General features: G+C 67.8%; 20 protein-coding genes. 11 read left to right on the plus strand and 9 right to left on the minus strand.

Going from position 1 to position 23,605, the window contains the following annotated elements; translation table 11 throughout:
• Positions 1-157: 157 nt before the first annotated feature.
• From adhP to AC07R7_RS25285, 3 genes are all read right to left on the minus strand, one after another.
• A complete protein-coding gene (gene adhP / locus AC07R7_RS25275) occupies positions 158-1,192 on the minus strand; it encodes an alcohol dehydrogenase AdhP (protein WP_492888776.1) in 1,035 nt (344 codons plus the stop codon).
• A gap of 68 nt (positions 1,193-1,260) precedes the next feature.
• The gene (gene adh, locus AC07R7_RS25280) at positions 1,261-2,778 is read right to left on the minus strand and encodes an aldehyde dehydrogenase (RefSeq protein WP_492888777.1); all 1,518 of its coding nucleotides are present in this window, start codon (positions 2,776-2,778) and stop codon (positions 1,261-1,263) included.
• A gap of 187 nt (positions 2,779-2,965) precedes the next feature.
• Complete coding sequence (locus AC07R7_RS25285; RefSeq protein WP_492888778.1) at positions 2,966-3,934, minus strand: GAF domain-containing protein; 969 nt, start codon at positions 3,932-3,934, stop codon at positions 2,966-2,968.
• A gap of 308 nt (positions 3,935-4,242) precedes the next feature.
• On the opposite strand from AC07R7_RS25285, the gene AC07R7_RS25290 reads away from it, so the two are divergent.
• Positions 4,243-5,430 carry a carbohydrate porin gene (locus tag AC07R7_RS25290; RefSeq protein WP_494637081.1) on the plus strand — a complete coding sequence of 396 codons (1,188 nt, stop codon included), beginning with the start codon at positions 4,243-4,245 and terminating at the stop codon, positions 5,428-5,430.
• 55 nt (positions 5,431-5,485) lie between these two features.
• Here AC07R7_RS25290 and tkt read toward each other — a convergent pair whose 3' ends face one another.
• A complete protein-coding gene (gene tkt / locus AC07R7_RS25295; protein ID WP_494637083.1) occupies positions 5,486-7,447 on the minus strand; it encodes a transketolase in 1,962 nt (653 codons plus the stop codon).
• 188 nt (positions 7,448-7,635) lie between these two features.
• On the opposite strand from tkt, the gene AC07R7_RS25300 reads away from it, so the two are divergent.
• Positions 7,636-9,672 carry an NAD(+) synthase gene (locus AC07R7_RS25300; RefSeq protein ID WP_494637085.1) on the plus strand — a complete coding sequence of 679 codons (2,037 nt, stop codon included), beginning with the start codon at positions 7,636-7,638 and terminating at the stop codon, positions 9,670-9,672.
• Between the two features lie 94 nt (positions 9,673-9,766).
• Complete coding sequence (locus AC07R7_RS25305) at positions 9,767-11,077, plus strand: mannose-1-phosphate guanylyltransferase (protein WP_494637087.1); 1,311 nt, start codon at positions 9,767-9,769, stop codon at positions 11,075-11,077.
• Here AC07R7_RS25305 and AC07R7_RS25310 read toward each other — a convergent pair.
• On the minus strand, positions 11,061-12,218 hold the full coding sequence (locus tag AC07R7_RS25310; RefSeq protein WP_494637089.1) for an AGE family epimerase/isomerase: 1,158 nt from the start codon (positions 12,216-12,218) through the stop codon (positions 11,061-11,063). The genes AC07R7_RS25305 and AC07R7_RS25310 overlap by 17 nt on opposite strands.
• 98 nt (positions 12,219-12,316) lie before the next feature.
• On the opposite strand from AC07R7_RS25310, the gene AC07R7_RS25315 reads away from it, so the two are divergent.
• The 4 genes from AC07R7_RS25315 (at position 12,317) to AC07R7_RS25330 (ending at position 14,855) form a co-directional block, all read left to right on the plus strand.
• Positions 12,317-12,862 (plus strand): D-glycero-alpha-D-manno-heptose-1,7-bisphosphate 7-phosphatase, encoded by a 546-nt coding sequence (locus AC07R7_RS25315; RefSeq protein WP_494637091.1) that lies wholly within the window; start codon positions 12,317-12,319, stop codon positions 12,860-12,862.
• A complete protein-coding gene (gene rfbD, locus AC07R7_RS25320) occupies positions 12,859-13,743 on the plus strand; it encodes a dTDP-4-dehydrorhamnose reductase (RefSeq protein ID WP_494637093.1) in 885 nt (294 codons plus the stop codon). Before AC07R7_RS25315 ends, rfbD begins: the two co-directional genes overlap by 4 nt.
• Positions 13,744-13,816: 73 nt before the next feature.
• Positions 13,817-14,470, plus strand: a complete 654-nt coding sequence (gene fsa, locus AC07R7_RS25325) for a fructose-6-phosphate aldolase (protein WP_492816370.1) — start codon at positions 13,817-13,819, stop codon at positions 14,468-14,470.
• Between the two features lie 151 nt (positions 14,471-14,621).
• Entirely contained in the window at positions 14,622-14,855 is a 234-nt protein-coding gene (locus AC07R7_RS25330) for a hypothetical protein (RefSeq protein ID WP_492841455.1), read from the plus strand.
• Between the two features lie 2 nt (positions 14,856-14,857).
• On the opposite strand, the gene AC07R7_RS25335 is transcribed toward AC07R7_RS25330, so the two are convergent.
• Together AC07R7_RS25335 and AC07R7_RS25340 are read right to left on the minus strand one after the other, a co-directional pair.
• Positions 14,858-15,094, minus strand: a complete 237-nt coding sequence (locus tag AC07R7_RS25335; RefSeq protein WP_492888789.1) for a zinc ribbon domain-containing protein — start codon at positions 15,092-15,094, stop codon at positions 14,858-14,860.
• Positions 15,091-15,525 (minus strand): MarR family winged helix-turn-helix transcriptional regulator, encoded by a 435-nt coding sequence (locus AC07R7_RS25340; protein WP_494637096.1) that lies wholly within the window; start codon positions 15,523-15,525, stop codon positions 15,091-15,093. Before AC07R7_RS25340 ends, AC07R7_RS25335 begins: the two co-directional genes overlap by 4 nt.
• 138 nt (positions 15,526-15,663) lie before the next feature.
• On the opposite strand from AC07R7_RS25340, the gene AC07R7_RS25345 reads away from it, so the two are divergent.
• Both AC07R7_RS25345 and AC07R7_RS25350 read left to right on the plus strand, forming a co-directional pair.
• Positions 15,664-17,058, plus strand: a complete 1,395-nt coding sequence (locus tag AC07R7_RS25345) for a pyridoxal-phosphate dependent enzyme (protein WP_494637098.1) — start codon at positions 15,664-15,666, stop codon at positions 17,056-17,058.
• Positions 17,059-17,067: 9 nt separating this feature from the next.
• On the plus strand, positions 17,068-18,243 hold the full coding sequence (locus AC07R7_RS25350; RefSeq protein ID WP_494637100.1) for a trans-sulfuration enzyme family protein: 1,176 nt from the start codon (positions 17,068-17,070) through the stop codon (positions 18,241-18,243).
• Here the strand turns inward: AC07R7_RS25350 and AC07R7_RS25355 are convergent.
• Positions 18,173-19,162, minus strand: coding sequence for a mechanosensitive ion channel family protein (locus AC07R7_RS25355; RefSeq protein ID WP_492841445.1), 990 nt, complete (start codon positions 19,160-19,162; stop codon positions 18,173-18,175). The genes AC07R7_RS25350 and AC07R7_RS25355 overlap by 71 nt on opposite strands.
• A 144-nt stretch (positions 19,163-19,306) precedes the next feature.
• Between AC07R7_RS25355 and AC07R7_RS25360 the strand changes: the two genes are divergently transcribed.
• Together AC07R7_RS25360 and AC07R7_RS25365 are read left to right on the plus strand one after the other, a co-directional pair.
• On the plus strand, positions 19,307-20,467 hold the full coding sequence (locus AC07R7_RS25360; RefSeq protein ID WP_494637102.1) for a DegT/DnrJ/EryC1/StrS family aminotransferase: 1,161 nt from the start codon (positions 19,307-19,309) through the stop codon (positions 20,465-20,467).
• 93 nt (positions 20,468-20,560) lie between these two features.
• The gene (locus AC07R7_RS25365) at positions 20,561-21,811 is read left to right on the plus strand and encodes a multidrug effflux MFS transporter (protein ID WP_494637104.1); all 1,251 of its coding nucleotides are present in this window, start codon (positions 20,561-20,563) and stop codon (positions 21,809-21,811) included.
• Here AC07R7_RS25365 and AC07R7_RS25370 read toward each other — a convergent pair.
• Positions 21,808-23,580: an ATP-binding protein gene (locus AC07R7_RS25370; protein ID WP_494637106.1), complete on the minus strand. Its 1,773-nt coding sequence runs from the start codon at positions 23,578-23,580 to the stop codon at positions 21,808-21,810. The two genes, AC07R7_RS25365 and AC07R7_RS25370, sit on opposite strands and share 4 nt — an antisense overlap.
• Positions 23,581-23,605 lie beyond the last annotated feature (25 nt).

Below are 23,605 nucleotides of genomic sequence, written 5' to 3' on the forward strand. Positions count from 1 at the left end.
CCGCGTCGATATGGGCGCCCCGCGCCAGTTCCTCGGAAACCGGGAAAACCTGTCCGTCGCTCACGCCGCCTACTCCCCTTGGCATTTTTTCTGACGTGTGAAGGGGCGCGATGGAGTGTCGGCGCACCCCGTCACGCCCCTCATGAGGCCCCGCGCCTTACTGGCTGAGGTCCAGCACGACGCGGCCTTCGATCTGGCCGTTGCGCATGCGGTCGAAGACCGTGTTGACGTCGTCCAGGCGCGCGGTGCTGATCGTGGCCTTGACCTTGCCGTCGGCGGCGAAGTCCAGGGCCTCCTGCAGGTCCAGGCGAGTGCCGACGATCGAGCCGCGCACGGTGATCCCGTTCAGCACCATGTCGAAGATCGAGAGCGGGAAATCGCCGGGCGGCAGTCCGTTCAGCGCCACCGTCCCGCCGCGCGAGACCATGCCCAGGGCCTGCTTGAAGGCGATCGGCGAAACCGCCGTGACCAGCACGCCCTGGGCGCCGCCGCTGGTCTGTTTCTTGATCTCCGCCGCCGGGTCGGCGACGGTCCGGGCATTGACCGTGACGGTCGCGCCCAGCGCGCGGGCCAGGTCCAGCTTGGCGTCGTCGATATCGACCGCCGCGACGTTCAGGCCCATGGCCTTGGCGTATTGCACCGCCATGTGGCCCAGGCCCCCGACGCCTGAGATCACCACCCAGTCGCCGGGCTTGGTGTCGGTGACCTTCAGGCCCTTGTAGACCGTGACCCCCGCGCAAAGCACCGGCGCGATCTCGTTGAACGAAATCGCCTTGGGCAGATGGCCCACGAAGTTGGGATCGGCCACGACATAGTCGGCGAAGCCGCCATTGACCGAATAGCCGGTGTTCTGCTGGGACTCGCACAGGGTTTCCCAGCCGCCCAGGCAATGCTTGCAGTGACCGCAGGTGCTGTAGAGCCAGGGCACGCCGACGCGGTCGCCTTCCTTCACGATCTTGACCCCGGCGCCGACGCCCGAGACGAAGCCGACGCCCTCGTGACCAGGAATGAAGGGCGGGTTGGGCTTTACGGGCCAGTCGCCCTCCGCCGCGTGCAGGTCGGTGTGGCAGACGCCGGAAGCCTGGATGCGGACCTGGATCTCGCCGGGACCCGGCTCGGGGATCGGCGCGTCCTCGATGATCAGCGGCTTGCCAAATTCGCGCACGACCGCGGCCTTCATGGTTTTGGCCATGATGATATCCTTCCATATCGAAGAGGTTGCGGCGCCGGGGTATGCCGACGCCGCGTCAAGTCGGGGCGCTAGAAGAAGCCGAGCTTCTTGGGACTATAGCTGACCAGCATGTTCTTGGTTTGCTGATAATGGTCCAGCATCATCCGGTGGTTCTCACGGCCGATGCCTGACGACTTGTAGCCGCCGAACGCCGCGTGGGCGGGATAGGCGTGGTAGCAGTTGGTCCAGACCCGGCCCGCCTGGATGGCGCGGCCAAAGCGGTAGCAGCGATTGGCGTCCCGGCTCCAGACCCCGGCGCCCAGGCCGTAGAGCGTGTCATTGGCGATCGCCAGGGCCTCTTCGTCGGTCTTGAACGTCGTGACCGACAGCACCGGGCCGAAGATCTCCTCCTGGAAGATCCGCATCCGGTTGTGGCCCTTGAACACCGTCGGCTTGACGTAGAAGCCGCCGGCCAGATCGCCCGGCAGGTCGCTGCGCGCGCCGCCGGCGAGCAGTTCGGCGCCCTCGGCGAGGCCGATGTCGATATAGCTGAGGATCTTCTCCAGCTGCTCGCCAGAGGCCTGGGCGCCGATCATGGTGGTCGGGTCCAGCGGATCGCCCTGGGTGATCGCCTCGACGCGCTTGAGGGCGCGCGCCATGAACGCGTCGTAGATGTCCTCGTGGATCAGCGCCCGGCTGGGGCAGGTGCAGACCTCGCCCTGGTTGAGCGCGAACATCACGAAGCCCTCGATGGCCTTGTCGAGATAGTCGTCGTCTTCGGCCATCACGTCCTTGAAGAAGATGTTCGGCGACTTGCCGCCCAGCTCCAGGGTGACCGGGATCAGGTTCTGGCTGGCGTACTGCATGATCTGCCGACCGGTCGAGGTCTCGCCCGTGAAGGCGATCTTGGCGATGCGCGGGCTGGAGGCCAGGGGCTTGCCGGCTTCCAGGCCAAAGCCATTGACGATGTTGAGCACGCCGGGCGGCAGGATGTCGGCGATCAGCTCGGCCAGCACCAGGATCGAGGCCGGCGTCTGCTCGGCGGGCTTGAGCACCACGCAGTTGCCGGCCGCCAGGGCCGGCGCCAGCTTCCAGCAGGCCATCAGCAGCGGGAAGTTCCACGGGATGATCTGGCCGACCACGCCCAGCGGCTCGTGGAAATGATAGGCGACCGTATCGTGGTCGATCTCGGAGATGCCGCCCTCCTGGGCGCGGATACAGCCGGCGAAGTAGCGGAAGTGGTCGATCGCCAGCGGCAGGTCGGCGGCGGTCGTCTCGCGGATCGGCTTGCCGTTGTCCCAGGTCTCGGCGGCGGCCAGCAGCGGCAGGTTGTCTTCCATCACCTGGGCGATGCGGGTCAGCAGGTTGGCGCGTTCGGTGACGCTGGCCGCGCCCCAGGCGGCCTTGGCGGCGTGCGCGGCGTCCAGGGCCAGGTCGATGTCGGCGGCGTCGGAGCGGGCGATCTCGCAGAGGACGCGGCCGTTGACCGGCGAGGTGTTCTCGAAATAGCGGCCCGCGGTCGGCTCGACCCATCGGCCGCCGATGAAGTTGCCATAGCGCGCTTTGAACGGCGGCTTGGCTGTGCGCGTGAACTCGGCTTTGGTCATGGCTTCCTCCTGTCGCGCCGTGTTCGGCGTCAAGAGGAAAGCATCCGCCAACGCCTCGACGTTTGTCAGGCCTGGCGCCCAACCGCCGAGAGCGACTGTCGCATGGGTGAGACAGTTTCCGGGCTCTATCTCGAACACTTAGAGCGTGGCAGGCGCCGAAACCGCTCACACTTTCGGCTGCCACGCTCTAGCGGCGTTGGGTCAGGCCCAGACGCGCCAACTTGCGGTGCAGGGTCGCCCGGCTGACACCCAGAGCCTTCGCCGCGGCGGAGACGTTGCCCGAGGTCAGGGCCAGGGCGCGCTGCACCCCCGACCGTTCAAGGTGAAGCAGGTCCTGCTCCAGAGCCGACTCTGGAAAGAGCAGTTCGTCCACGTGCAGTCGGCCGGCCAGGCGCGCGTCGGTCAGGCCATAGCTGAGACGCGCATCGCGGGTCGCGCCGATCACCAGGTCATCGCGATCGACCGCCACCACGCCGCCGCCGTGCTTGGTTCCCTCGACCACGATCAATCGCGCGCCCACGAACATTCGCCGGAAATGCTCGAGCTCGATGCGCCGCGCCGCATCCAGAACGGCGGCCGAGATCAGGCCGACGAAGCCTTCCGTGAGATCGGCCCGGCACGACGAGACATCCAAGGCGCCGGCCAACCGTCCCTGGTGATCGTAGATGGGCGCCACCGTGCAGCTCAGCGCGGTGTTGCGCGCATGGAAATGCTGATCGCGGTGGATGGTGAGCGCGCGCTCCTCGGCCAGGCAGGTGCCGATGCCGTTGGTGCCTTCGGCTTCCTCGCTCCACACCGCCCCGGTCCACAGACCCCAGCGGTGGAAGGTCTCGTCGTCGACGTCCGCGCCACGCCGATCGACGGGAACGCCCTGGCGATCGGTGAACAGAACGCAGCACCCGGTGGAGCCCACGGCCAGGAACAGCCTGTCGAGCGTCGACTGAGCCGCGTCCAGGAGCGGTTCGATGCGCTCTCGCGCCTCCCGCAATTCGCGCTCGCTCAGAACGCGCGGCGCGGTCATGTCCTCGGGGTTCAAGCCATACCAGGAGAACGATCTCTTCCAGGATGCGGCCAGCGCCGATCGCGCCGCCGCGGAACCGTCGGCCAGCACGTCGCGCACATGGGCGGCATGCCTTTTCTTGACGGTTTCCGGCACCCGCTCCTCCCTGAGCCGCGCACCTCTATTCGGTGTGATTAGGCGTAGTGTGCGGCTTCATCTCAAGCCATTGCAATCCTTCTTCGAATCCGCCGCGCGTGACAACTGGTCCCGGCGAGAAGCGTCACGCCTACGCGAGAATCCGCAGCCCATGATTCTGGACTATCGCCAGCAGTCTTCCGCAGGTTCTTACCTTTGCGCTTGAGCGGCGTGCGACGACACGTCACAGGCCGGGTTTACCGGATGGCGCCCCCTTCCGAACGATAACCGTACCGCCCGATCGAGTGTCGGGTCAGCGGGGGCTGAGAATGCGCCAGACTACGACCAACCGAGCCGTCAATCGCGCGGCCGCCGCTGCGGCGCTCTTGATCGCCGCCTGGAGCCTGGCCGCCCTGGCCGCCCACGCCGAGGATCGCGCCTTCAAGCTCAGCGGAAGCTATACCGCCGACCTCGCCGGCACGGTCAGCGGGGGCCTCGCCAAGCGCGGCCGTGTTCTGGACGACCTGCAGATCTTCGGCGACCTTGACCTCGACAAGGCCGTTGGCTGGAAAGGCGCGAGCGCTCATTTCGAGCTTCTGAACAACAGCGGCGCCACGCCCAATGACGACGCGGGCACACTGCAGGGCGTCGACAACATCGAGGTCGCCCGCCAGCGCGCCCGCCTGTTCGAGGCCTGGGTCGAGCAGGGCTTCGGCGACAAGGCGTCGGTCCGCGCCGGCCTCTACGATCTCAACAGCGAATTCTATGCCAACGACAGCGCCGGCCTGCTGCTGGCTCCAGCGTTCGGCATTGGCTCGGAGCTGGCGGCCACCGGTCCGAATGGTCCGTCGATCTTCCCCTCCACGGCCCTGGCCGTGCGCATGCGCTGGACGCCGAACGAGCATGTCTATGCCCAGGCGGCGGCCTTGAACGCCAATGCGGGCGTGCTGGGTGACCCGGGCGGGATCAAGACCTCGCTCGACAACGGCCTGCTGCTGATCGCCGAGGCTGGCTGGCAGGGTCGGGGCAAGCTGGCGTTCGGCGCGTGGCGCTATACCGACAAGCAGGACGACATCCGTTTCCTGGCCCCGTCCGGCGATCCCGCCCCGGCGACGGCGCAGGGCGCCTATGTGCTGCTGGAGCGCCATCTGACGGGCGAGGCGGATGTGCGCAGGACCACCGCCTTCGCCCGCCTGGGCGTCTCCGACGGCGACACCACCGCCTTCAGGGGCGGCTGGCAGGCGGGCATGCTGGTGGAGCACGTCTTCGAGAGCCGGCCCGACAGCGCCTTCTCGATCGGCGTCAACCAGGCGTTCCTGTCGGGAAAGTACCGCGACAACGCCATCGATGCTGGCTTGCGCCTGCGGCACGCTGAAAGCGCGATCGAAGTGACCTATGCGGACAAGGTCGGTCCGGTCACGATCCAGCCAGACATCCAGTACTTGATGGATCCTGGCGCCGAAAGCGGTGTGGGCCACGCCCTGGTGGCGATCCTGCGGATCGGGGTGTCCTTTTAAACTGTCATCCCGGACAGCCTCTACGACGCTTCCGGGATGACAAGAAAAGAGGAGCTTAGGCGCCGGCCGCTTCGGCGACGGCTTCGGCGGTGATGCCGAACTCCTTGTAGAGACGCTCGAACGGGGCCGAGGCGCCGAAGCTCTTCATGCCGACGAACTTGCCGTCCTCGCCGATGAAGCGCTCCCAGCCCATCTTGATGCCGGCTTCGACGGCGACGCGCACCGGCGCCGTGCCGATGACCGAAGCCTGGTAGGCGGCGTCCTGCTGTGCGAACAGCTCCCAGCAGGGGGTCGAGACGACGCGGGTCGGCTTGCCCTTGGCCTGCAGGATGTCGCGCGCGGCGACGGCGATGCCGACCTCGGTGCCCGAGGCGAAGATCGTCACTTCCGCTTCGCCGCCTTCGGCGGCCAGCAGCTCATAGGCGCCCTTGGCCGACAGATCGCCGCCCGACAGGCGGACATGCGGGGTCTTCTGGCGCGACAAGGTCATGACCGACGGGGTGCGCGGATGCTGCAGGGCGACCTTCCAGCACTCGGCGGCTTCGACCGCGTCGGCGGGACGGAAGACCAGCAGGTTCGGGATGGCGCGCAGGGAGGCGACCTGTTCCACCGGCTGGTGGGTAGGACCGTCCTCGCCCAGGCCGATGGAGTCGTGGGTCATCACGTGGATGACGCGGGTTTCCATCAGGGCGCCCAGGCGGATGGCGGCGCGGCTGTAGTCGGCGAAGGCCAGGAAGGTGCCCGAATACGGGATCACGCCGCCGTGCAGCGACATGCCATTCATGGCCGCGGCCATGCCGAACTCGCGCACGCCGTAGTGGACGTAGCGGCCGGTGTATTCCGGCGCGTCGAACGCGCCCATGCCCTTGACCAGGGTGTTGTTCGAGCCGGTCAGGTCGGCCGAGCCGCCGATCATCTCGGGGATCGACGGGATCAGGTGATCCAGGGCCGCGCCCGAGTGGACGCGGGTGGCGTTGACGGGCTTGGTCTCCAGGGCCTTGGCGATGTGGGCGTCCAGGGCCTCGAAGGCGCCGGCGGGCAGCTCGCCGGCCATGGCGCGCTTGAAGTCCGAGGCGTGGGTCGAGGCGGCCAGCTTGGCCTCCCAGGCCTTGCGGACCTTGGCGCCGCGACGACCGACGCTCTTCCAGGCCGTGGCGATGTCGCCCGGCACGGTGAACGGCTCGGCGTCCCAGCCCATGGCGACGCGGGCGTCGCGGATCTGGTCGTCGAACAGGGTGTAGCCGTGGCTGTGGGGGTCGCCTTCCTTCGGACCCGCGCCCTTCGAGATCAGCGTCTTGCACGCGATCATGGTCGGGCGGTCCTGCTTGACAGCCCAGCGCAGGGCGGCGGCGATCTTGCCGTGGTCGTGCCCGTCCACGACCTTCACGGCCCAGCCGGCGGCCTTGAAGCGGGCGACCTGGTCGCCGGTCTCGGCGATGGTGGCCTCGCCGTCGATGGTGGTGTTGTTGTCGTCGAACAGCACCGTCAGCTTCTTCAGCTTCAGGCGGCCGGCGATGCTGATCGCTTCGTGGCTGACACCCTCCATCAGGCAGCCGTCGCCGGCGATCACCCAGGTGCGGTGGTTGACCAGGTCATGACCGAAGCGGCCCGCCAGGTGGGCCTCGGCCATGGCCATGCCAACGGCGGTGGCCAGGCCCTGGCCCAGCGGGCCGGTGGTGGTCTCGACGCCCGGAGTATGGTGCACTTCCGGGTGGCCGGGGGTCAGCGATCCCCACTGACGGAAGTTCTCGATCTCCTTCATCGTCACGGCCTTGAAGCCGGTCAGGTGAAGCAGGGAATAGAGCAGCATCGAGCCGTGGCCGGCCGACAGCACGAAGCGGTCGCGGTCGTGCCAGTTCGGCTGAGACGCGTCGAACTTCAGGAACTTGCCCCACAGGACCGTGGCTACATCGGCCATGCCCATCGGCATGCCTTGGTGGCCGGACTTGGCCTTGTGCACGGCGTCCATGGAAAGGACGCGGATCGCGTCGGCCATCTTGATGGGCGAAACGGGCATGGGGGCTTCCGTCTTTTCTATGTTTTGCGGGGCTGCGCGAGGGGCGCACTCGCATGGGTGCGCCCGGGGGTCAACCCGCGCGGGGCTTCTGGCGACATGTTGAGGACGCTATGCAACATCGTCCGGGGGCGTTATAGGTGAAGTCCGACTTATGCTCAATTTAAGCATAACCCTGAAAGGCCGGTTCCTTGGGTAGTCCGTCGTTCTTCTCGCCCTATCGCCACGGCTTCGTCCGCGTGGCCACCGCCGTACCGAAGGTGAAGCTGGCCGATCCGGCGACCAATGCGCGCAGCGTACTGGCTCTGGCCCAAGAGGCGCACGCGGCCGGCGTGGCGGTCATCGTGTTCCCCGAGCTCGGCCTGACCGGCTACACGATCGATGACCTGCTGCAGCAGGACGTGCTGCTGGACGCGGTCGAGGCGGCGATCGCGACCCTGGTCGAGGAGAGCGCGAGCCTATCGACGATGATCGTGGTCGGCGCGCCGTTGCGTGACGGCGGGCGGCTCTACAACACCGCCGTGGCGATCCAGGGCGGCAAGGTGCTGGGCGTTGTCCCCAAGAGCTTCCTGCCCAACTATCGCGAGTTCTACGAGCGCCGTTGGTTCACGCCGGGCGCTGGCGTGACGGGCAGGCTTCTGACCCTGGCTGGTCAGAGCGCGCCGTTCGGGACCGACGTCCTGTTCCGCGGCGAGGGCGTGACGCCGTTCACCGTCGGCGTCGAGATCTGCGAGGACGTCTGGACCCCGACCCCGCCCAGCACCGCCCAGGCCATGGCCGGAGCGGAGATTTTGCTGAATCTCTCGGCCAGCAACATCACCATCGGCAAGTCCGAGACGCGTCGTCTGCTGTGCGCCAGTCAGTCGTCGCGGATGATCGCGGCCTATGTCTATTCGGCGGCCGGGGCGGGCGAAAGCTCGACGGATCTGGCCTGGGACGGCCATGTCGACATCCACGAGATGGGCGCCCTGCTGGCGCAGAGCCCGCGGTTCTCGACCGGCCCGGCCTGGACCTATGCCGATATCGACATCGACCGGTTGCGCCAGGAACGCATGCGGGTCGGCAGCTTCGGCGACGCCATGGCGCTTTCGCCGCCCAAGGCGCCGTTCCGGACCGTGGGCTTCGCCTTCGAGCCGCCGGCCGGCGACCTGGCCCTTGTCCGACCGATAGAGCGCTTTCCATTCACGCCCTCTGATCCCGCCAAGCTGCGCGAGAACTGCTACGAGGCCTACAATATCCAGGTCCAGGGGCTGGCCCGGCGGCTCGAGGCTTCGGGTCTGAAAAAGCTGGTCATCGGCATCTCCGGCGGCCTCGATTCGACCCAGGCTCTGCTAGTGGCGGCCAAGGCGGTCGACCAACTGGGACTGCCTCGGACCAACATCCTGGCCTACACCCTGCCGGGCTTCGCGACCTCGGATCGCACGAAGGACAATGCCTGGGCGCTGATGCGGGCCATGGGGGTGACGGCCGCCGAGCTCGACATCCGTCCGGCCGCGACCCAGATGCTGAAGGACCTCGACCACCCGTTCGGGCGTGGCGAACCAGTCTATGACGTGACGTTCGAGAACATTCAGGCGGGCCTGCGCACCGACTATCTGTTCCGCCTGGCCAACCACAACGCCGCCCTGGTGGTCGGCACCGGCGACTTGTCCGAGCTGGCCCTGGGCTGGTGCACCTACGGCGTCGGCGACCACATGAGCCACTACAACCCCAATTGCGGGGCGCCCAAGACGCTGATCCAGCACCTGATCCGCTTCGTGGCCCATTCCGGTGACGTCGACGCGGCCACGACGGGGCTGCTGGAGGACATCCTGGCCACCGAAATCTCGCCGGAACTGGTGCCGGGGGAGAAGACCCAGGCCACCGAGAGCTTCGTCGGCCCCTACGCCCTGCAGGATTTCAACCTCTATTACATGACGCGCTACGGCATGGCCCCGTCCAAGATCGCCTTCCTGGCCTGGACCGCCTGGCATGACGCCGAGGCCGGCGGCTGGCCGGTCGGCCTGCCGGAAGACGCCCGCCGCGCCTATGACCTGGCCGAGATCAAGACCTGGCTGGAGCTCTTCCTGAAGCGGTTCTTCGCCAACCAGTTCAAGCGCTCGGCCGTGCCGAACGGTCCCAAGATCTCATCGGGTGGCGCGCTGTCGCCGCGCGGCGACTGGCGGATGCCGTCCGATGTCACCGCGGACGCATGGTTGACGGAACTGCACGCGGGGACGCCAAGCTGACGAAAACTCTTCGTTCCGTCACGCTTTGCCTTTAAGCACCCTTCGCAATAAGGCCCTATCAGGGGTCAAAGACTACGACGTGGTGGGGTTTAACTTGGCATCGATCTATCCGGTGATCCTGTGCGGCGGCTCAGGCACGCGACTTTGGCCCGCGTCGCGCAGCGACCAGCCCAAGCAGTTCCTGAAGCTGGTCGGCGATCGCTCGTCGTTCCAGGAAACGGTGCTGCGGGTGAAGGACATTCCCGGCGTCGCCGAGATCGTCATCGTCACCGGCGAGGCCATGGTCGGCTTCGTCTCCGAGCAGACCGCCGAGATCGGCGTCTTCGTCACCATCCTGGTCGAGCCCGAAGCCCGCGACAGCGCCCCGGCCGTGGCCGCCGCCGCCGCCTACGTGCAAGGCCAGGACCCGGACGGCGTCGTGCTGATGCTGGCCGCCGACCACCATATCGCCGAGCCGGAGATCTTCGGCGAAGCCGCCGTGATCGCGGCTCGGGCCGCCGAGAGCGACCTGATCGTCACCTTCGGCGTGCGGCCGACGTCGCCGGCGACCGGCTTCGGCTACATCCGTCCCGGCGACGCGCTGCTGGACGGCTCGGTCAACGCCGTCGCCGCCTTCGTCGAGAAGCCGGACCGCGAGACCGCCGAGCGCTATGTGCTTGAAGGCTATCTTTGGAACAGCGGAAACTTCGCCTTCAAGGCCGCCACGCTGATGGGCGAGTTCGAGGCCTTCGAGCCGACCGTCGCTGACGCCGCCAAGGCCTGCGCCGCCGCTCTGACGCTGGAGGCCGGAGTCGGTCGCCTGGACCGCGAAGCCTTCGGCCAAGCCAAGAAGATCTCCCTCGACTACGCGGTGATGGAGCGCACCCAGAAGGCCGCCGTCGCGCCCGCCGCCTTCGCCTGGTCGGACCTGGGCGCCTGGGACGCGATCTGGGAAGCGTCGATCCGGGACCATGACGGCAACGCCCATGACGGCGACGTCGACCTGCACGGCGCCACGAACGTCCTGGTCCGCACCACGGGACCCTATGTCGGCGTGATCGGCGTCAGCGACATCGTCGTGGTGGTTGAGGCCGACGCGGTTCTCGTCTGCCACCGCAAGGACAGCCAAGCGGTGAAGACCCTGGTCGATGGCCTGAAGGCCAAGGGCCGTTCGATCGCCTCGCGCAAGAGCGCCGCGCCGAACGGGACCGAGACCCTGGTCTCGACCGACAGTTTCGACGTCGAGTTGCGCCGCGTTCCGGGCGGCGATGTGGTGGCTTTGCCGGCGTCGACCGTGCAGGTGCTGGAAGGCGTGCTGGAGATGGACGGTGACGTCTACGCCGCCGGCGCCCTGATCCCGCTGAACGCCGAGGTCCGGGCGCGCGCCGTCGGCGCCGCCACACTCCTGGTTACGAAACCGCGCTGACCGCCCGGTCGAATTCCGCGATCGCGCAGGTGATGTGGTAGAAGGAGCTGGCCGGCGCCGGCTCCTCCACGAACGTCTCGTCGGGCTGGTATTTGTCGCGCCACAGGCCGGGGACGGGCGTGCGCAGATAGGTCATCAGGCCCTCCGCGCCCGCGGCGGCCATGTCCCACCAGCGGGCCTCGCCGGTGATCTGGGCGGCCAGCACCGAGGCCTTGATCCGCTCGGTCTGGGGCCAGAGACGGGCGCTGTCGTCGTGGATCGCGTAGTCGTCCAGCAGGGCGTTGACCGCCACGCCGCGCGCCAGGTCCACGCCGTGCGTCTCGCCGGCCTCGATCATCTTCAGGGCGGCGGCGATCGCGTCGTCGCGGCCGGCCAGCCTGCCCCAGCGCAGCAGCAGCCAGCCCCATTCGAACTGGTGGCCCGGCTCGCAGATGCGGCCCTCGACGCCCGGCGCGGGGTTCCAGTCGAGGTCGAAGAACTCGCGAATCTGGCCGCTTTCGGCGTGGATGAACTTGGTCAGCGCCAGGTCGCCGATCTCGTCGGCCAGGGCGCGCCAGGCCGGATCGTCGTCGACCTCGTTCCAGGCCAGCATCGCCTCGAACAGGTGCATGTGCGGGTTCGATTGCAGCGGCGTGGTCGGCGGGGTGGTCTGGTGGAAGCCGCCCAGCGGGTGCTTGCGCTCGGCGTACAACATGTCGCGGACATGGACGGCGACCGCCTTGGCTTCGGCCTTACGGTCCGGCAGCGCCTTGGCCACGGCCGCCAGGGCGAACATGGCGAAGGCCTGGTCGTAGGGATCGGCGGTGTCGTCGAGGCTCTCGCCGTTCGGCCCGACCAGGGCGCGGAACAGGCCGTCGGGCCGGCGGTAGGCCTTCAGGTAGAAGGCCAGGCCATGGGCGACCGCCTCGCGCCACGGGCCGGTCCAGCCCAGCTCGCCGGCCAGGGCGTAGGAAAAGATCTGCCGGGGCAGCACGCGGCCGCGACGCGGGCCGTCCACCGGATGGCCGTCGAGATCGATCTTCTCGAAGAAGCCGCCCTTCACATGGTCGGCGCCGGTCTCCCACCACAGCGGATAAGCGGCTTCCAGGGCCCAGGTCTTCAGGCGGTCGCGCAGGCGGGCGGCGTCGGCGAAGGCGGTCATCGAGAGCTCCAGAGGATCGCCTTCTTCTAGGGAGCTTGCGCGACGAGGCCAAGACGGAGGCGTGGTGTTTCGCCGCCGCTCGGAGTAGTGCTCGCGTCATGACCAGCCCTGCCGCTCTCCCTCCTCTGAAGGCCGTGTTCCTGGATCGGGACGGCGTGCTGAACGTCGACCACGGCTATGTCTCCGACCCCGCCAAGCTGACCTGGATCGACGGCGCTCGCGAGGCGGTGGCGGCGATGACCCAGGCGGGGCTCAAGGTGCTGGTGGTGACCAACCAGTCGGGCATCGGTCGTGGCTATTTCGACCAGACGCAGATGGACCGGTTCCATGCCGCCATGCAGGACCAACTGGCCGAACGAGGCGGTCGGATCGATGCCTTCTATCACTCGCCGTTCCACGAGACGGCCGTCGTGGAAGAATACCGGGTGGCCGACCATCCGGACCGCAAACCCAATCCCGGCATGATACTTCGCGGCCTGGCCGACTGGAGCCTCGCGCCGGACGAGGCGGTGATCATCGGCGACCGTCATATCGACGTGGAGGCGGGCGCCCGCGCGGGCCTGCCGGGCTATCTGTTCAAAGGTGGCAACCTGAGGACCTTCATCGGCCAGGTGTTGGGCGAGCGGGTTCCCGCCCTGAAATGAAGATTCTGCAGTTTGGCCGAACGGGTCAGGTGGCCACGGCGGTTCAGGCCGCCGCCCAGGGGCGAGCAGACGTCATCGCCCTCTCCCGCGTCGACTGCGACCTGGAAAATTCCTCGGCTGTCCGCGCCGCGATCCTGGCCGCCGACTGTGACCTCGTGCTCAACACCGCCGCCTTTACCCATGTCGACCCCGCCGAGGCGCGGCCCGACGAGGCCTTCGCGGTCAACGCCACCGCACCCGGCGCCATGGCCGCCGCCTGCGCCGAGCGGGACGTGCCGTTCGTGCACCTGTCGACCGATGCGGTGTTCGACGGTCTGACCGATCGCCCCTATGTCGAGACCGACGCGGCGCGGCCGATCAATGTCTACGGCCGCTCCAAGCTGGCCGGCGAGCAGGCGGTGCTGGCCTATCCTCGGACGACGGTGCTGCGAATCTCGTGGGTCTTTTCCAGGTATGGTCGAAATTATGTGAACTTCATGTTGCGCCTGGCGCGTGAGCGCGAGGTGCTGAGGATCGTCGCCGACCAGTTCGGAACACCGACCGACGGCGAGGCCCTGGCCGATTTCCTGATCGCGACCGCGCCGCGCTGGGCGAAAGCGTCCGCCGAGGACCCGGCGTTCGGCCTGTTCCACTTCGCTAATGCCGGCGAGACCAGCCGCTTCGATTTCGCCAAGGCGGCGATCGACCGCGATCCGCTGGCCAAGGCGCGCCTGGAACGGACGAGCCAGGCCGCCTTCGTCGAGCCCGCGCCGCGCCCGCCGCGCTCGCCTCTGGACACCGGCAAGCTCCAGAAGGTGTTCGGCTTCAGGCCCGAAGCCTGGCGCACGGCCGTCGAGCGCACGGCCGACCGGCTCGTGGCGGACCCTGCCGTGTGGGTCTGACAAGTCTGGCGTGACGCCGCCGCTCGGGCTAAACCGGCGCAACTCCCGACATAGAAGAGCAGCGCGAGCGACCATGCAGATCTTCCTCGACAGCACCGACACCAAGGTGATCGCCGACCTGGCCTCGACCGGCCTGATCGACGGCGTGACCACCAACCCGACCCTGATCGCCAAGTCGGGCCGTCCGATGCTGGAAGTGATCGCCGAGATCTGCGACATCGTCCCGGGTCCGATCAGCGCCGAAGTGGCCGCCACCACGGCGGACGCCATGATCGCCGAAGGTCAGAAGCTGGCCAAGATCGCCCCGAACGTGGTGGTCAAGATCCCGTTGACCCGCGACGGCCTGATCGCCTGCGCCGCCTTCGCCGACGAAGAGATCAAGACCAACGTCACCCTGTGCTTCTCGCCGACCCAGGCCCTGCTGGCCGCCAAGGCCGGCGCGACCTACATCTCGCCGTTCATCGGCCGTCTGGACGACTATGGCTTCGACGGCATGGACCTGATCCGCGACATCCGCGCGATCTACGACAACTACGGCTACGAGACCGAGATTCTGGCCGCTTCGGTGCGCAACGCCGCCCACGTCAAGGAAGCCGCGATCATCGGCGCCGACGTCGTCACCATCCCGCCGGCGGTGTTCGCCGAGCTCTACAAGCACCCGCTGACCGACAAGGGTCTCGAGCAGTTTCTGAAGGACTGGGCCTCGACCGGCCAGTCGATCCTCTAAGGCTGTCCTGTAAGGGATTGCGCGTTCCGGGCGGGGTTTCACTCGCCCGGGAGGCGATCAAGTGATCACAGTTTATTTCGCAGGGGCGAAGCTGGTTCGCAAATGCGAGTTCGTGCGTTAAGTCTTGGTCCGTTCACAGAGGGCCACGCACATGGTTCCGACCGTCGCCGAGACCGAAGTTCGCCTGGCCGGCCCCGAAGAGGCCGACCGCTTCTCGCGATTCCTCCACGGTTTCCTGTCGGCCAATGACTTTCCGTTCGTGATCGTCCACGACGCGCCCGAGTTCCTGGGCCAGTTGCGGCGGGTGGTGTTCGAGGACGTCTGCCTTTCCCGCAAGTTCGCCAGCGAGTGGCTGAACCAGCGTGGCACGGCCGGGACGGCCTGACCTTAAGCCGAAAGGCGCGCCTGGACCTCGGGATGGTCCTTCCAGGCCGGCATCTTCGACATGTAGATGATCGTCTCGGTTTCAGCCTGGGCGCGCGGGCTGCCGCGCCGCTCCTGCCACTGCACCATGCGCTCGAAGCGGGTCGGGAAGTCCTGCAGAGCGCCGCTCTCGTCGACGCAGTACTGGCAATAGGGACCGGACTCGATCGGCATGCCGCAGCTTTCGCAAGCGTGGCTCATGGGCGGGCTCCTCTCAGCTGGGCGACGAACGCCCGGAAATGATCGATCAGCGCCTGGCGCTGCTGGGGCGACAGATGGGCGCCGGCGGCGGCCAGCGCGTCGAGGTCCAGGACGTTGCGGCTCTCCAGCAAGGCGGCCTGGCCGGCGTCGGTCAGCCAGACCAGACTGCGGCGGGCGTCGGCCGGATCGCGGTCTCGGGTCAGCAGATCCTTATCGACCAGATGATCGACCATCTCGGTCAGGGTGCTGGGCGCGCGGTCGACATGGCGGGCCAGCTCGCCGGCGGTCAGCGGCCCGGCGGCGGCCAGATGGTCCAGCAGCGCCACGGTTTCGGGCGATAGCCGTTCGCGCTTGTCGCGCACGCGCCGGACGGCGGCCCGGTAGGTCGCGCGGAACAGATCCTCGAAATCGGCGGCGAAGACGTCGGTCATATAACGAGGCTATGAGGGGTGTGATCCTTCGTAAATCCCGAACGAACCCCTATGTCTGACGGCCCTGGCCCTCTTCCCTTCTTTTAAAAAACAGGCCTAGCTGGGGGAAATCGTTTCACCAGGCAGCGGAGCTGCGCCATGAACGACCCTAAATTGGGCCTTCCCGGCATTGCCGGTTCCGCGCTCGACCTGATCGGCCGCACGCCCATGGTCGAGGTCCGACGCCTCGACACCGGCCCGTGCCGGCTTTTTCTCAAGCTCGAAAACCAGAACCCGGGCGGTTCGATCAAGGATCGCGTCGCCCGTTCGATGATCGAGGCGGCCGAGACCGACGGCCGGCTGAAGCCCGGCGGCACGATCATCGAGGCGACGGCCGGCAATACGGGCCTGGGCCTGGCGCAGGTGGCGGCCCTCAAGGGCTACAAGCTGATCCTGATCGTCCCCGACAAGATGGCGCGGGAGAAGATCCTGCACCTGCGGGCCATGGGCGTGGACGTGCGCCTGACCCGCAGCGACGTCGGCAAGGGCCACCCGGAATACTATCAGGACATGGCCCTGGCCCTAGCCCAGTCGATCCCCGGGTCGCTCTACGCCAACCAGTTCGAGAACCCGGCCAATCCGCTGGCGCACGAGACCACCACGGCGCCCGAGCTGCTGACCCAGATGGAGGGCGACATCGACGCCATCGTCGTCGGCGTCGGCTCGGGCGGCACGCTCACCGGCATTGGCCGCTACATGAAGGCCCACTCGCCGAAGACCAGGATGGTGCTGGCCGATCCGGTCGGCTCGATCCTGCGCGACTATGTGGAGACCGGGACCTTCGGCGAGGCCGGCAGCTGGATCGTCGAGGGCATCGGCGAGGACTTCATTCCCGACAACGCCCAGATGGATCTGGTCTCCCAGGCCTATTCGATCAGCGACCGCGAGAGCGTCGACACCGCCCGACTGTTGCTGAAGAAGGAAGGGATTCTCGGGGGCTCGTCCTCGGGCTGCCTGCTGGCGGCGGCGCTGAAATACTGCCGCGAGCAGACCGAGCCCCAGCGGGTCGTGACCTTCGTCTGTGACACCGGCGGCAAGTACCTGACCAAGATGTTCAACGACTTCTGGCTGGCGGCGCACGGCTTCGACGGCCGAGAACTGCACGGCGACCTGCGCGACCTGATCGCAAAGCGCTACGCCGAGGGCGGCGTCATCGCCATCGGACCCGACGACACGCTACTGACCGCCTACAACCGCATGCGTTCGTCCGACATCAGCCAACTGCCCGTGGTCGACCACGGCAAGCTGGTCGGCATCCTCGACGAGAGCGACGTGCTGGCCGCGGCCGAGGCGGGCGACGAGGCTCCGCGCTTCAAGACCCTGGTCGGCGCGGCCATGACCCGCGCGATCAACACCCTGCAGGCCCATCAGAGCGTCGATGACCTGCCCGAGGTGTTCGATCGCGACGAGGTAGCGCTTGTGGTCGACGGGGAGGAGTTCCTAGGTGTGATCACCCGAGTCGACCTGATCAACCATCTGCGCCTCAGCGCCTGAAGGACCCGCATGACCGACATCCCCGGCAAGAACCGCCTGGACTTCGCCACGCGGACCATCCACGGCGGCCAGTTTCCCGACCCGACCACCGGCGCGGTCATGGTGCCGATCTACGCCACCTCGACCTACGCTCAAGCCAGTCCTGGCGAGCACAAGGGCTTCGAATACAGCCGCAGCCACAACCCGACCCGCTTCGCCTTCGAGCGCTGCATCGCCGACCTGGAGAGCGGGACGGCGGGCTTCGCCTTCGCCTCGGGCCTGGCGGCGGCCTCCACGATCCTGGAGACCTTGGACAGCGGCGCGCACGTGATCGCCAGCGACGACCTCTATGGCGGCTCGTTCCGGCTGTTCGACAAGGTGCGCAAGCGCTCGGCCGGCCTGACCTTCAGCTTCGTGGACATGGCGGACCTGGCGGCCGTCGAGGCGGCGATCACCCCGGCGACGCGGATGATCTGGGTGGAGACCCCGACCAACCCGATGCTGCGCCTGGCGGACCTGGCCGCCATCGCGGCCCTGGCCAAGAAACACGACCTCGTCACCGTCGCCGACAACACCTTCGCCAGCCCGTTCATTCAGCGGCCGCTGGAGCTGGGCTTCGACATTGTCATGCACTCGGCGACCAAGTACCTGAACGGCCACTCCGACGTGGTCGCGGGCGTGGCGGTCGTCGGCGACAACGCCGAGCTCGCCGACAAGATGAAGTTCCTGCAGAACGCCGTCGGCTCGGTGCTCGGCCCGTTCGACAGCTTCCTGGCGCTGCGCGGGGTCAAGACCCTGGCCCTGCGGATGCAGCGCGCTTGCGACAGCGCCCTTGAGATCGCCCGGTGGCTGGAGCGGCGCCCAGCCATCGAGCGCGTCATCTATCCAGGCCTGGAAAGCCACCCGCAGCACGACCTGGCCAGGCGCCAGATGACCGGCGGTTTCGGCGGCGTCATCTCGGCCGAGGTCAAAGGCGGCCTCGCCCCCGCGCGCCGGATGCTGGAGCGCACGCAGCTCTTCACGTTGGCCGAGAGTCTCGGCGGGGTCGAGAGCCTGATCGAGCATCCGGCCATCATGACCCACGCCTCGATTCCGCCCGCCCAGCGCCTCGCGCTGGGCATTTCAGACGGCCTGATCAGGCTTTCGGTGGGGATTGAGTCTTGCCGGGACCTGATTTCCGACCTCGACGCGGCTTTATCAGGCTGAGCAGGTGATGGTGCTCTCCCTCGCCCGGCATGGCGGGTGAGGGATCCTTGGCCTTGGTCGGGCGCGGCGGCGGAAGATCGTCGCGAGCGGGGTCCTCGGCCAGCAGATGGGCGGCCAGCATCAGGTCGGTCTTGACCGGGCCGAAGTCGGCGGCCGCCGTCCAGACGCGGATCGCGGCCTGGGCGAACGCTTCCGACAGGTCGACGACCTCGATCATCACCGCCGGCTCCTTGCGGATGCGCGCGTCGCTCTCGGCCCGCTCGCGCAGGCGCTTGAGGACCATGACGAGGTCCGTCTTCAGCGGCACCTTGAACAACACGTCGGCCCGACGGCTGCGGTGGCTGGAATAGTTCAGGATCACGTCGCCGAACACCTTGCTGTTGGGGATCATCACCTTGACGTTGTCGGGGGTGGCGATCTCGGTGAACAGCAGGTCCAGGGACTTCACCGTGCCCTGGCGCGTCACCGTCTCGATATAGTCGCCCACGCGGTAGGGCCGGAACAGCAGGATCATCACCCCCGCCGCGACGTTCGAGAGGGCGCCTTGCAGGGCCAGGCCGATGGCCAGCGACGCCGCGCCCAGCACCGCGATGATCGAGGTGGTCTGCACGCCCAGCTGCTGCAGCACCGCCACCAGGCCGACGGCGATCACCGCATAGCGCACCAGCGAGGCGCCGAAGCTCTCCAGGGTCGGGTCGGGATTGTTCCGATGTACCCGGCCCAGGCCCCTGCGGATGACCCGCGCCGCCCAGCCGGCCACCCAGAAGGTGACCAGCAGGATCAGGGCGGCGACCACCAGGTTCACCGCCAGCTTGCCCAGCCAGTCCAGGAAATGTCCGAACATGGTCTCGTCGGCCTTCACGTTGGCGAGCGACGGCAGGGACGTATCCGCCGGGATGATGCTGGGCTTGGTCTGCATGGAGTTCTCGATAGGCGCCCCCGCCACGTTCGGTCAACGACAAGACGAGCCCGCGGTTCCGCTTGATCGTCCTCGTGGCGTGGAAACAGTCGGTTACATCAATTGGCTCGAAATCGTCGCGATCGGACACTAGAGGCTGCGCCCATGAGCATGCCCTTCATCGACCTCGCCGCGCAGCAGCGCCGGATCCGCGACAAGATCGACGCCGCCATCGCCAAGGTGCTGGACAGCGGCGCCTATGTCATGGGCCCGCAAGTTCGCGCGTTCGAGGCCAAGCTGGCCGAATTTAGCCAGGCCAAGCTGGCCTTGTCCTGCGCCAATGGCACCGACGCCATCGCCCTGCCGCTGATGGCCTGGGGCGTGAGCGAGGGCGATGCGGTGTTCTGCCCCTCCTTCACCTTCGCCGCGACGCCGGAAGTCGTGCCGTGGGTCGATGCGACCCCGGTGTTCGTGGACGTCTTGCCCGACACCTACAATCTCGACCCGGCCAAGCTCGAAGCCGCCATCGCCGCCGTGAAGACCGAGGGCAAGCTGACGCCCAAGGTGGTGATCGCCGTCGACCTGTTCGGCCAGCCCGCCGACTACCCGGCGATCAAGGCGATCTGCGACCGCGAGGGCCTGAAGCTGATCGCCGACAGCGCCCAGGGTTTCGGCTGCACGCTGAACGGCCATCACCCGCTGCATTGGGCCGATGTCGCCACCACCAGCTTCTTCCCGGCCAAGCCGCTGGGCTGCTACGGCGACGGCGGAGCGGTGCTGACCAATGACGCCCGCCTGTGGGACCTGATGGACAGCTACCGTGTCCACGGCAAGGCGGTCGGCCCGGATCTCGAGGGCAAGACCTTCGACCACGACCCCAAGTACCTGAACACCCGCATCGGCATGAACTCGCGCCTCGACACGATCCAGGCGGCGATCCTGATCGAGAAGCTGGCGATTTTCGCCGAGGAGATCGCCCTGCGTCAGGGGGTGGCGGACCGCTATGCGCAGGGCCTGAAGGGCGCTGTGATCGCGACCCCGGCCGTGATCGAAGGCGGCGTCTCGGTCTGGGCTCAGTACGTGATCGAGCACGCCAACCGCGACGGCCTGGCCGCGCACCTGAAGACGCAAGGCATTCCTACCGCGGTCTACTATCCCGTCCCGATGCACGTGCAGGCGCCGTACGCGGCCTTCCCGCGCGGCGCGGGCGGCCTGCCCGTGACGGAAGCCAAGGCCGAGACCGTTCTGGCCCTGCCGATGCACCCCTATCTCGGCGAAGCCGACCAGGCGAAGATCATCGAGGCGATCCGGGCTTTCAACGGCTGATCGAGACAATCAGGTCTGGCGTCTCGCGCGCCAGGCCCTATATGCCGCCCTCATGCGTCTCGTGCCGGGGCGTCAGCCCGCGCGAGAAAATCCATGTCCGACACCGCGCCATCGCCGCATCCCGGCATGGGCTTTGGCCAGTTCGTCACCCTGATCGCGGCGATGATGGCCACCAATGCGCTGGCCATCGACTCGATGCTGCCTGCCCTGCCGCACATCGGCGAGGCCCTTGGCGTTCACGATCCGAACGCCCGCCAGTGGGTGATCACCTCGTACCTGCTGGGCTTCGGCGTGGCGCAGCTGGCCTATGGCTCTCTGGCCGACCGTTATGGCCGCAAGCCGGTGCTGATGGTCGGCCTTACGCTTTACACGCTCTTCGCCGCCCTCTGCGCCTTCTCGACCTCGTTCGAGATGCTGCTGATCGCCCGGTTCCTGACTGGCCTCGGCGCGGCGTCAACGCGGGTGCTGTCGGTGTCGATCGTCCGCGACTGCTATGCCGGCCGCCAGATGGCGCGGGTGATGTCGCTGGCCTTCATCGTCTTCCTGGCCACCCCGATCATCGCGCCCTCGCTGGGTCAGGCGATCATGCTGTTCGCCTCGTGGCGCTGGATCTTCGGCGTGCTGTCGATCTTCGGCCTTTTCGTCATGGCCTGGGCGGCGGTCAAGCTGCCCGAGACCCAGCATCCGGAGGACCGGATCCCAATCTCGGTCGCCGGCGTCACCTCGGCCTTCAGGATCGCCCTGACCGACCGTATCGCCATGGGCTACACGATCGCCGCCGCCCTGGTGCTGAGCGGGCTGTTCGGCTTCCTCAACTCGGCTCAGCAGGTGTTCGCGCAGGTGCTGGGCGCGGGCGACACCTTTCCGCTGATCTTCGCGGCCATCGCCGGAACCATGGCGGTCTCGTCGCTGCTGAATTCCCGGATCGTCGGGAAGTTGGGCATGCGCAAGGTCTCGCACTGGGCGCTGATCGGCTTTATCGCCTTCGCCGCCGCTCACGCGGTGATCGCCATCACCGGCCACGAGACCCTGCTGAGCTTTTCCCTGATGCAGGCCGGCATGATGTTCTGCTTCGGTCTGGTCATGTCGAACTTCGGGGCCATCGCCATGGAGCCGCTGGGTCATGTGGCGGGCGCGGCCGCCTCGATCCAGGGTTTCATCACCACGATCGGTGGCGCGTTGTTCGGCTTCATCATTGGCCAGATGTTCGACGGCACGACCGTCCCTCTGACCCTCGGCTTCACCGGCTTTGGCCTGGCGGGCCTGGTGACGGTGCTGGCCACCGAGAAGGGCCGCCTGTTCCAGACCGGCGCCTCCGCCGCGACACCGGCGGCGGCGCACTAGCTTAGGCGGCTTCCTTTGGCCAATTCCTCGGGCTTGGCGCGGTCCAGCGCCGCGTAGAGAGCCCGGATATCCAGCGGCTTGGCCAGCCAGTCCGTCATGCCGGCCGCGCGGCAGGCCTGGACCTCCTCGTCGGCCACCCCGGCGCTGAAGCCGATCACCGGGGTGTCGTGATTGAGGCCGCGACCCGCCCGCAGGCGGCGCGTGGCCTCGCGGCCGTCGAGGCCCGGCATGTTGACGTCCATCAGCACCACGTCGAAGGCCCGGGCCTCCAGATGCTTCAGCGCCTCCAGCCCGTCCGGGGCGGTGGTCAGTTCGACACCCAGGGGCTCCAGAACCAGGGCGAGCGTCCGACGGTTCACCTCGTGATCGTCGACGGCCAGGATTCGCAAGGCGCCGATGTCCGGCGTCGCGCGCTCGGGCTGGGCGACCGGGCGGGGAGCCTCCTGTTCCTGGCCGGCGGGCAGGGTCAGGGTCAGGCGAAAGATCGCGCCGCGTTCCGGACCCGGGCGGGCGTCCAACTCGCCGCCCATCAGTCTGGCCAACTGGCGGCTGACCGCCAGGCCCAGTCCCGTACCGCCATAGGTCCGCGCCGTCTCCTGCGAGGCCTGGGCGTAGGGCGTGAACAGCCGGCTCATCGCGTCCGTGGTGATGCCGGGGCCGCTGTCCTCGACCTCGATGACCACCCGCACCCGACCGTTCTCGGCGGGGTGGGCGCAGAGGCGCAGGGTGATCACCCCGTCCTCGGTGAACTTCACGGCGTTGGACAGCAGGTTGTTGAGGATCTGGCGCAGTCGGAACGGGTCGCCGCGCACCCAGGCCGAGGGCTGCTCGCCGGGCGGCTCGCGCAGGGTCAGGCCCTTGGCGCGGGCGTTGGCGCTCCAGAAGCGGGTGGCGTCGCGGATCGCGCCCAGGGCGTCGAAGTCGCGGTCCTCCAGGCTCATGGCCCTGGCCTCGATCTTGGCTTGGTCCAGCATGTCGGTCAGCAGGCCGGTCATCAGGTGCCCGGCGTCGACGATCAGATCGGCCGTGGCGTGGATCTGGGCCGGAGTGGTTCCCGCGCGGATCATGTGCGCGCCGGCCAGGATCGCCGACAGAGGCGTGCGCAGTTCGTGACTGACGATGGCGGCCATGGCGGTGCGTTCCGACAGGGCCTCCTCGGTCTGGATGCGGCGACGGTCGGCCTCCTCGCGGGCGGCGACCACGGCGCGGCGGTCGTTGTGCATCCGGCTCCAGATCGTGTGGACGGCCAGCATGAAGAAGCCGACGCACACCGCCAGGATGGTCACCAGCCCGCGGGCGGAATTCCAGGCCAGGGCCGGCATGGCGGCCATGCTGAGCGCATAGGGCGTCACGCCCAGATAGAACAGAGGCCGGCTGTCGACGCCCGAGGCGACATTGTTCAGCGCCCCGCCGACCAGGACCATCAGGGCCAGGGCCATCAGCGGCGGCTGACCGCTCTGCCAGAAGATCAGCACCGCGCCCGCATGCACGGAGGCCATGGCCACCATGGCGACTAGCATCAGCACGATCCGCGCCTGGAGATGGCGCTCGGGGAAGCGGCCCTTGACGAACGGCCGGACGGCGACGAACTCCAGCGCCTGCACCGACAGGCTGGCGGCCAGCCACAACGGGATCAGGTCGGGGCGGCCGATCAGACTCAACGCCCAGCTCAGCAGCGCGGTCAGGCCGACGCGGGAATAGACCTGGCGGTAACGCTCGATGGCGTTGACCCGCAGGTGCGGCAGCAGTGACGCAAGGAAGGGGGACATCGGCGTACTCCTCGCAATCTTGCGT

Source organism: Caulobacter sp. GW821-FHT05F04 (assembly GCF_059419665.1).

Bases quoted from the DNA above. Each gene is read 5' to 3' on its own strand.
- AC07R7_RS25330 (WP_492841455.1), top strand. From the start codon at position 14,622: ATGGTTCCGACCGTCGCCGAGACCGAAGTTCGCCTGGCCGGCCCCGAA.
- AC07R7_RS25370 (WP_494637106.1), bottom strand. From the start codon at position 23,580: ATGTCCCCCTTCCTTGCGTCACTGCTGCCGCACCTGCGGGTCAACGCC.
- adhP (WP_492888776.1), bottom strand. From the start codon at position 1,192: ATGGCCAAAACCATGAAGGCCGCGGTCGTGCGCGAATTTGGCAAGCCG.
- AC07R7_RS25350 (WP_494637100.1), top strand. From the start codon at position 17,068: ATGACCGACATCCCCGGCAAGAACCGCCTGGACTTCGCCACGCGGACC.
- AC07R7_RS25315 (WP_494637091.1), top strand. From the start codon at position 12,317: ATGACCAGCCCTGCCGCTCTCCCTCCTCTGAAGGCCGTGTTCCTGGAT.
- AC07R7_RS25335 (WP_492888789.1), bottom strand. From the start codon at position 15,094: ATGAGCCACGCTTGCGAAAGCTGCGGCATGCCGATCGAGTCCGGTCCC.
- AC07R7_RS25345 (WP_494637098.1), top strand. From the start codon at position 15,664: ATGAACGACCCTAAATTGGGCCTTCCCGGCATTGCCGGTTCCGCGCTC.
- AC07R7_RS25340 (WP_494637096.1), bottom strand. From the start codon at position 15,525: ATGACCGACGTCTTCGCCGCCGATTTCGAGGATCTGTTCCGCGCGACC.
- adh (WP_492888777.1), bottom strand. From the start codon at position 2,778: ATGACCAAAGCCGAGTTCACGCGCACAGCCAAGCCGCCGTTCAAAGCG.
- AC07R7_RS25360 (WP_494637102.1), top strand. From the start codon at position 19,307: ATGAGCATGCCCTTCATCGACCTCGCCGCGCAGCAGCGCCGGATCCGC.
- AC07R7_RS25355 (WP_492841445.1), bottom strand. From the start codon at position 19,162: ATGCAGACCAAGCCCAGCATCATCCCGGCGGATACGTCCCTGCCGTCG.
- AC07R7_RS25290 (WP_494637081.1), top strand. From the start codon at position 4,243: ATGCGCCAGACTACGACCAACCGAGCCGTCAATCGCGCGGCCGCCGCT.
- fsa (WP_492816370.1), top strand. From the start codon at position 13,817: ATGCAGATCTTCCTCGACAGCACCGACACCAAGGTGATCGCCGACCTG.
- AC07R7_RS25310 (WP_494637089.1), bottom strand. From the start codon at position 12,218: ATGACCGCCTTCGCCGACGCCGCCCGCCTGCGCGACCGCCTGAAGACC.
- AC07R7_RS25365 (WP_494637104.1), top strand. From the start codon at position 20,561: ATGTCCGACACCGCGCCATCGCCGCATCCCGGCATGGGCTTTGGCCAG.
- tkt (WP_494637083.1), bottom strand. From the start codon at position 7,447: ATGCCCGTTTCGCCCATCAAGATGGCCGACGCGATCCGCGTCCTTTCC.
- rfbD (WP_494637093.1), top strand. From the start codon at position 12,859: ATGAAGATTCTGCAGTTTGGCCGAACGGGTCAGGTGGCCACGGCGGTT.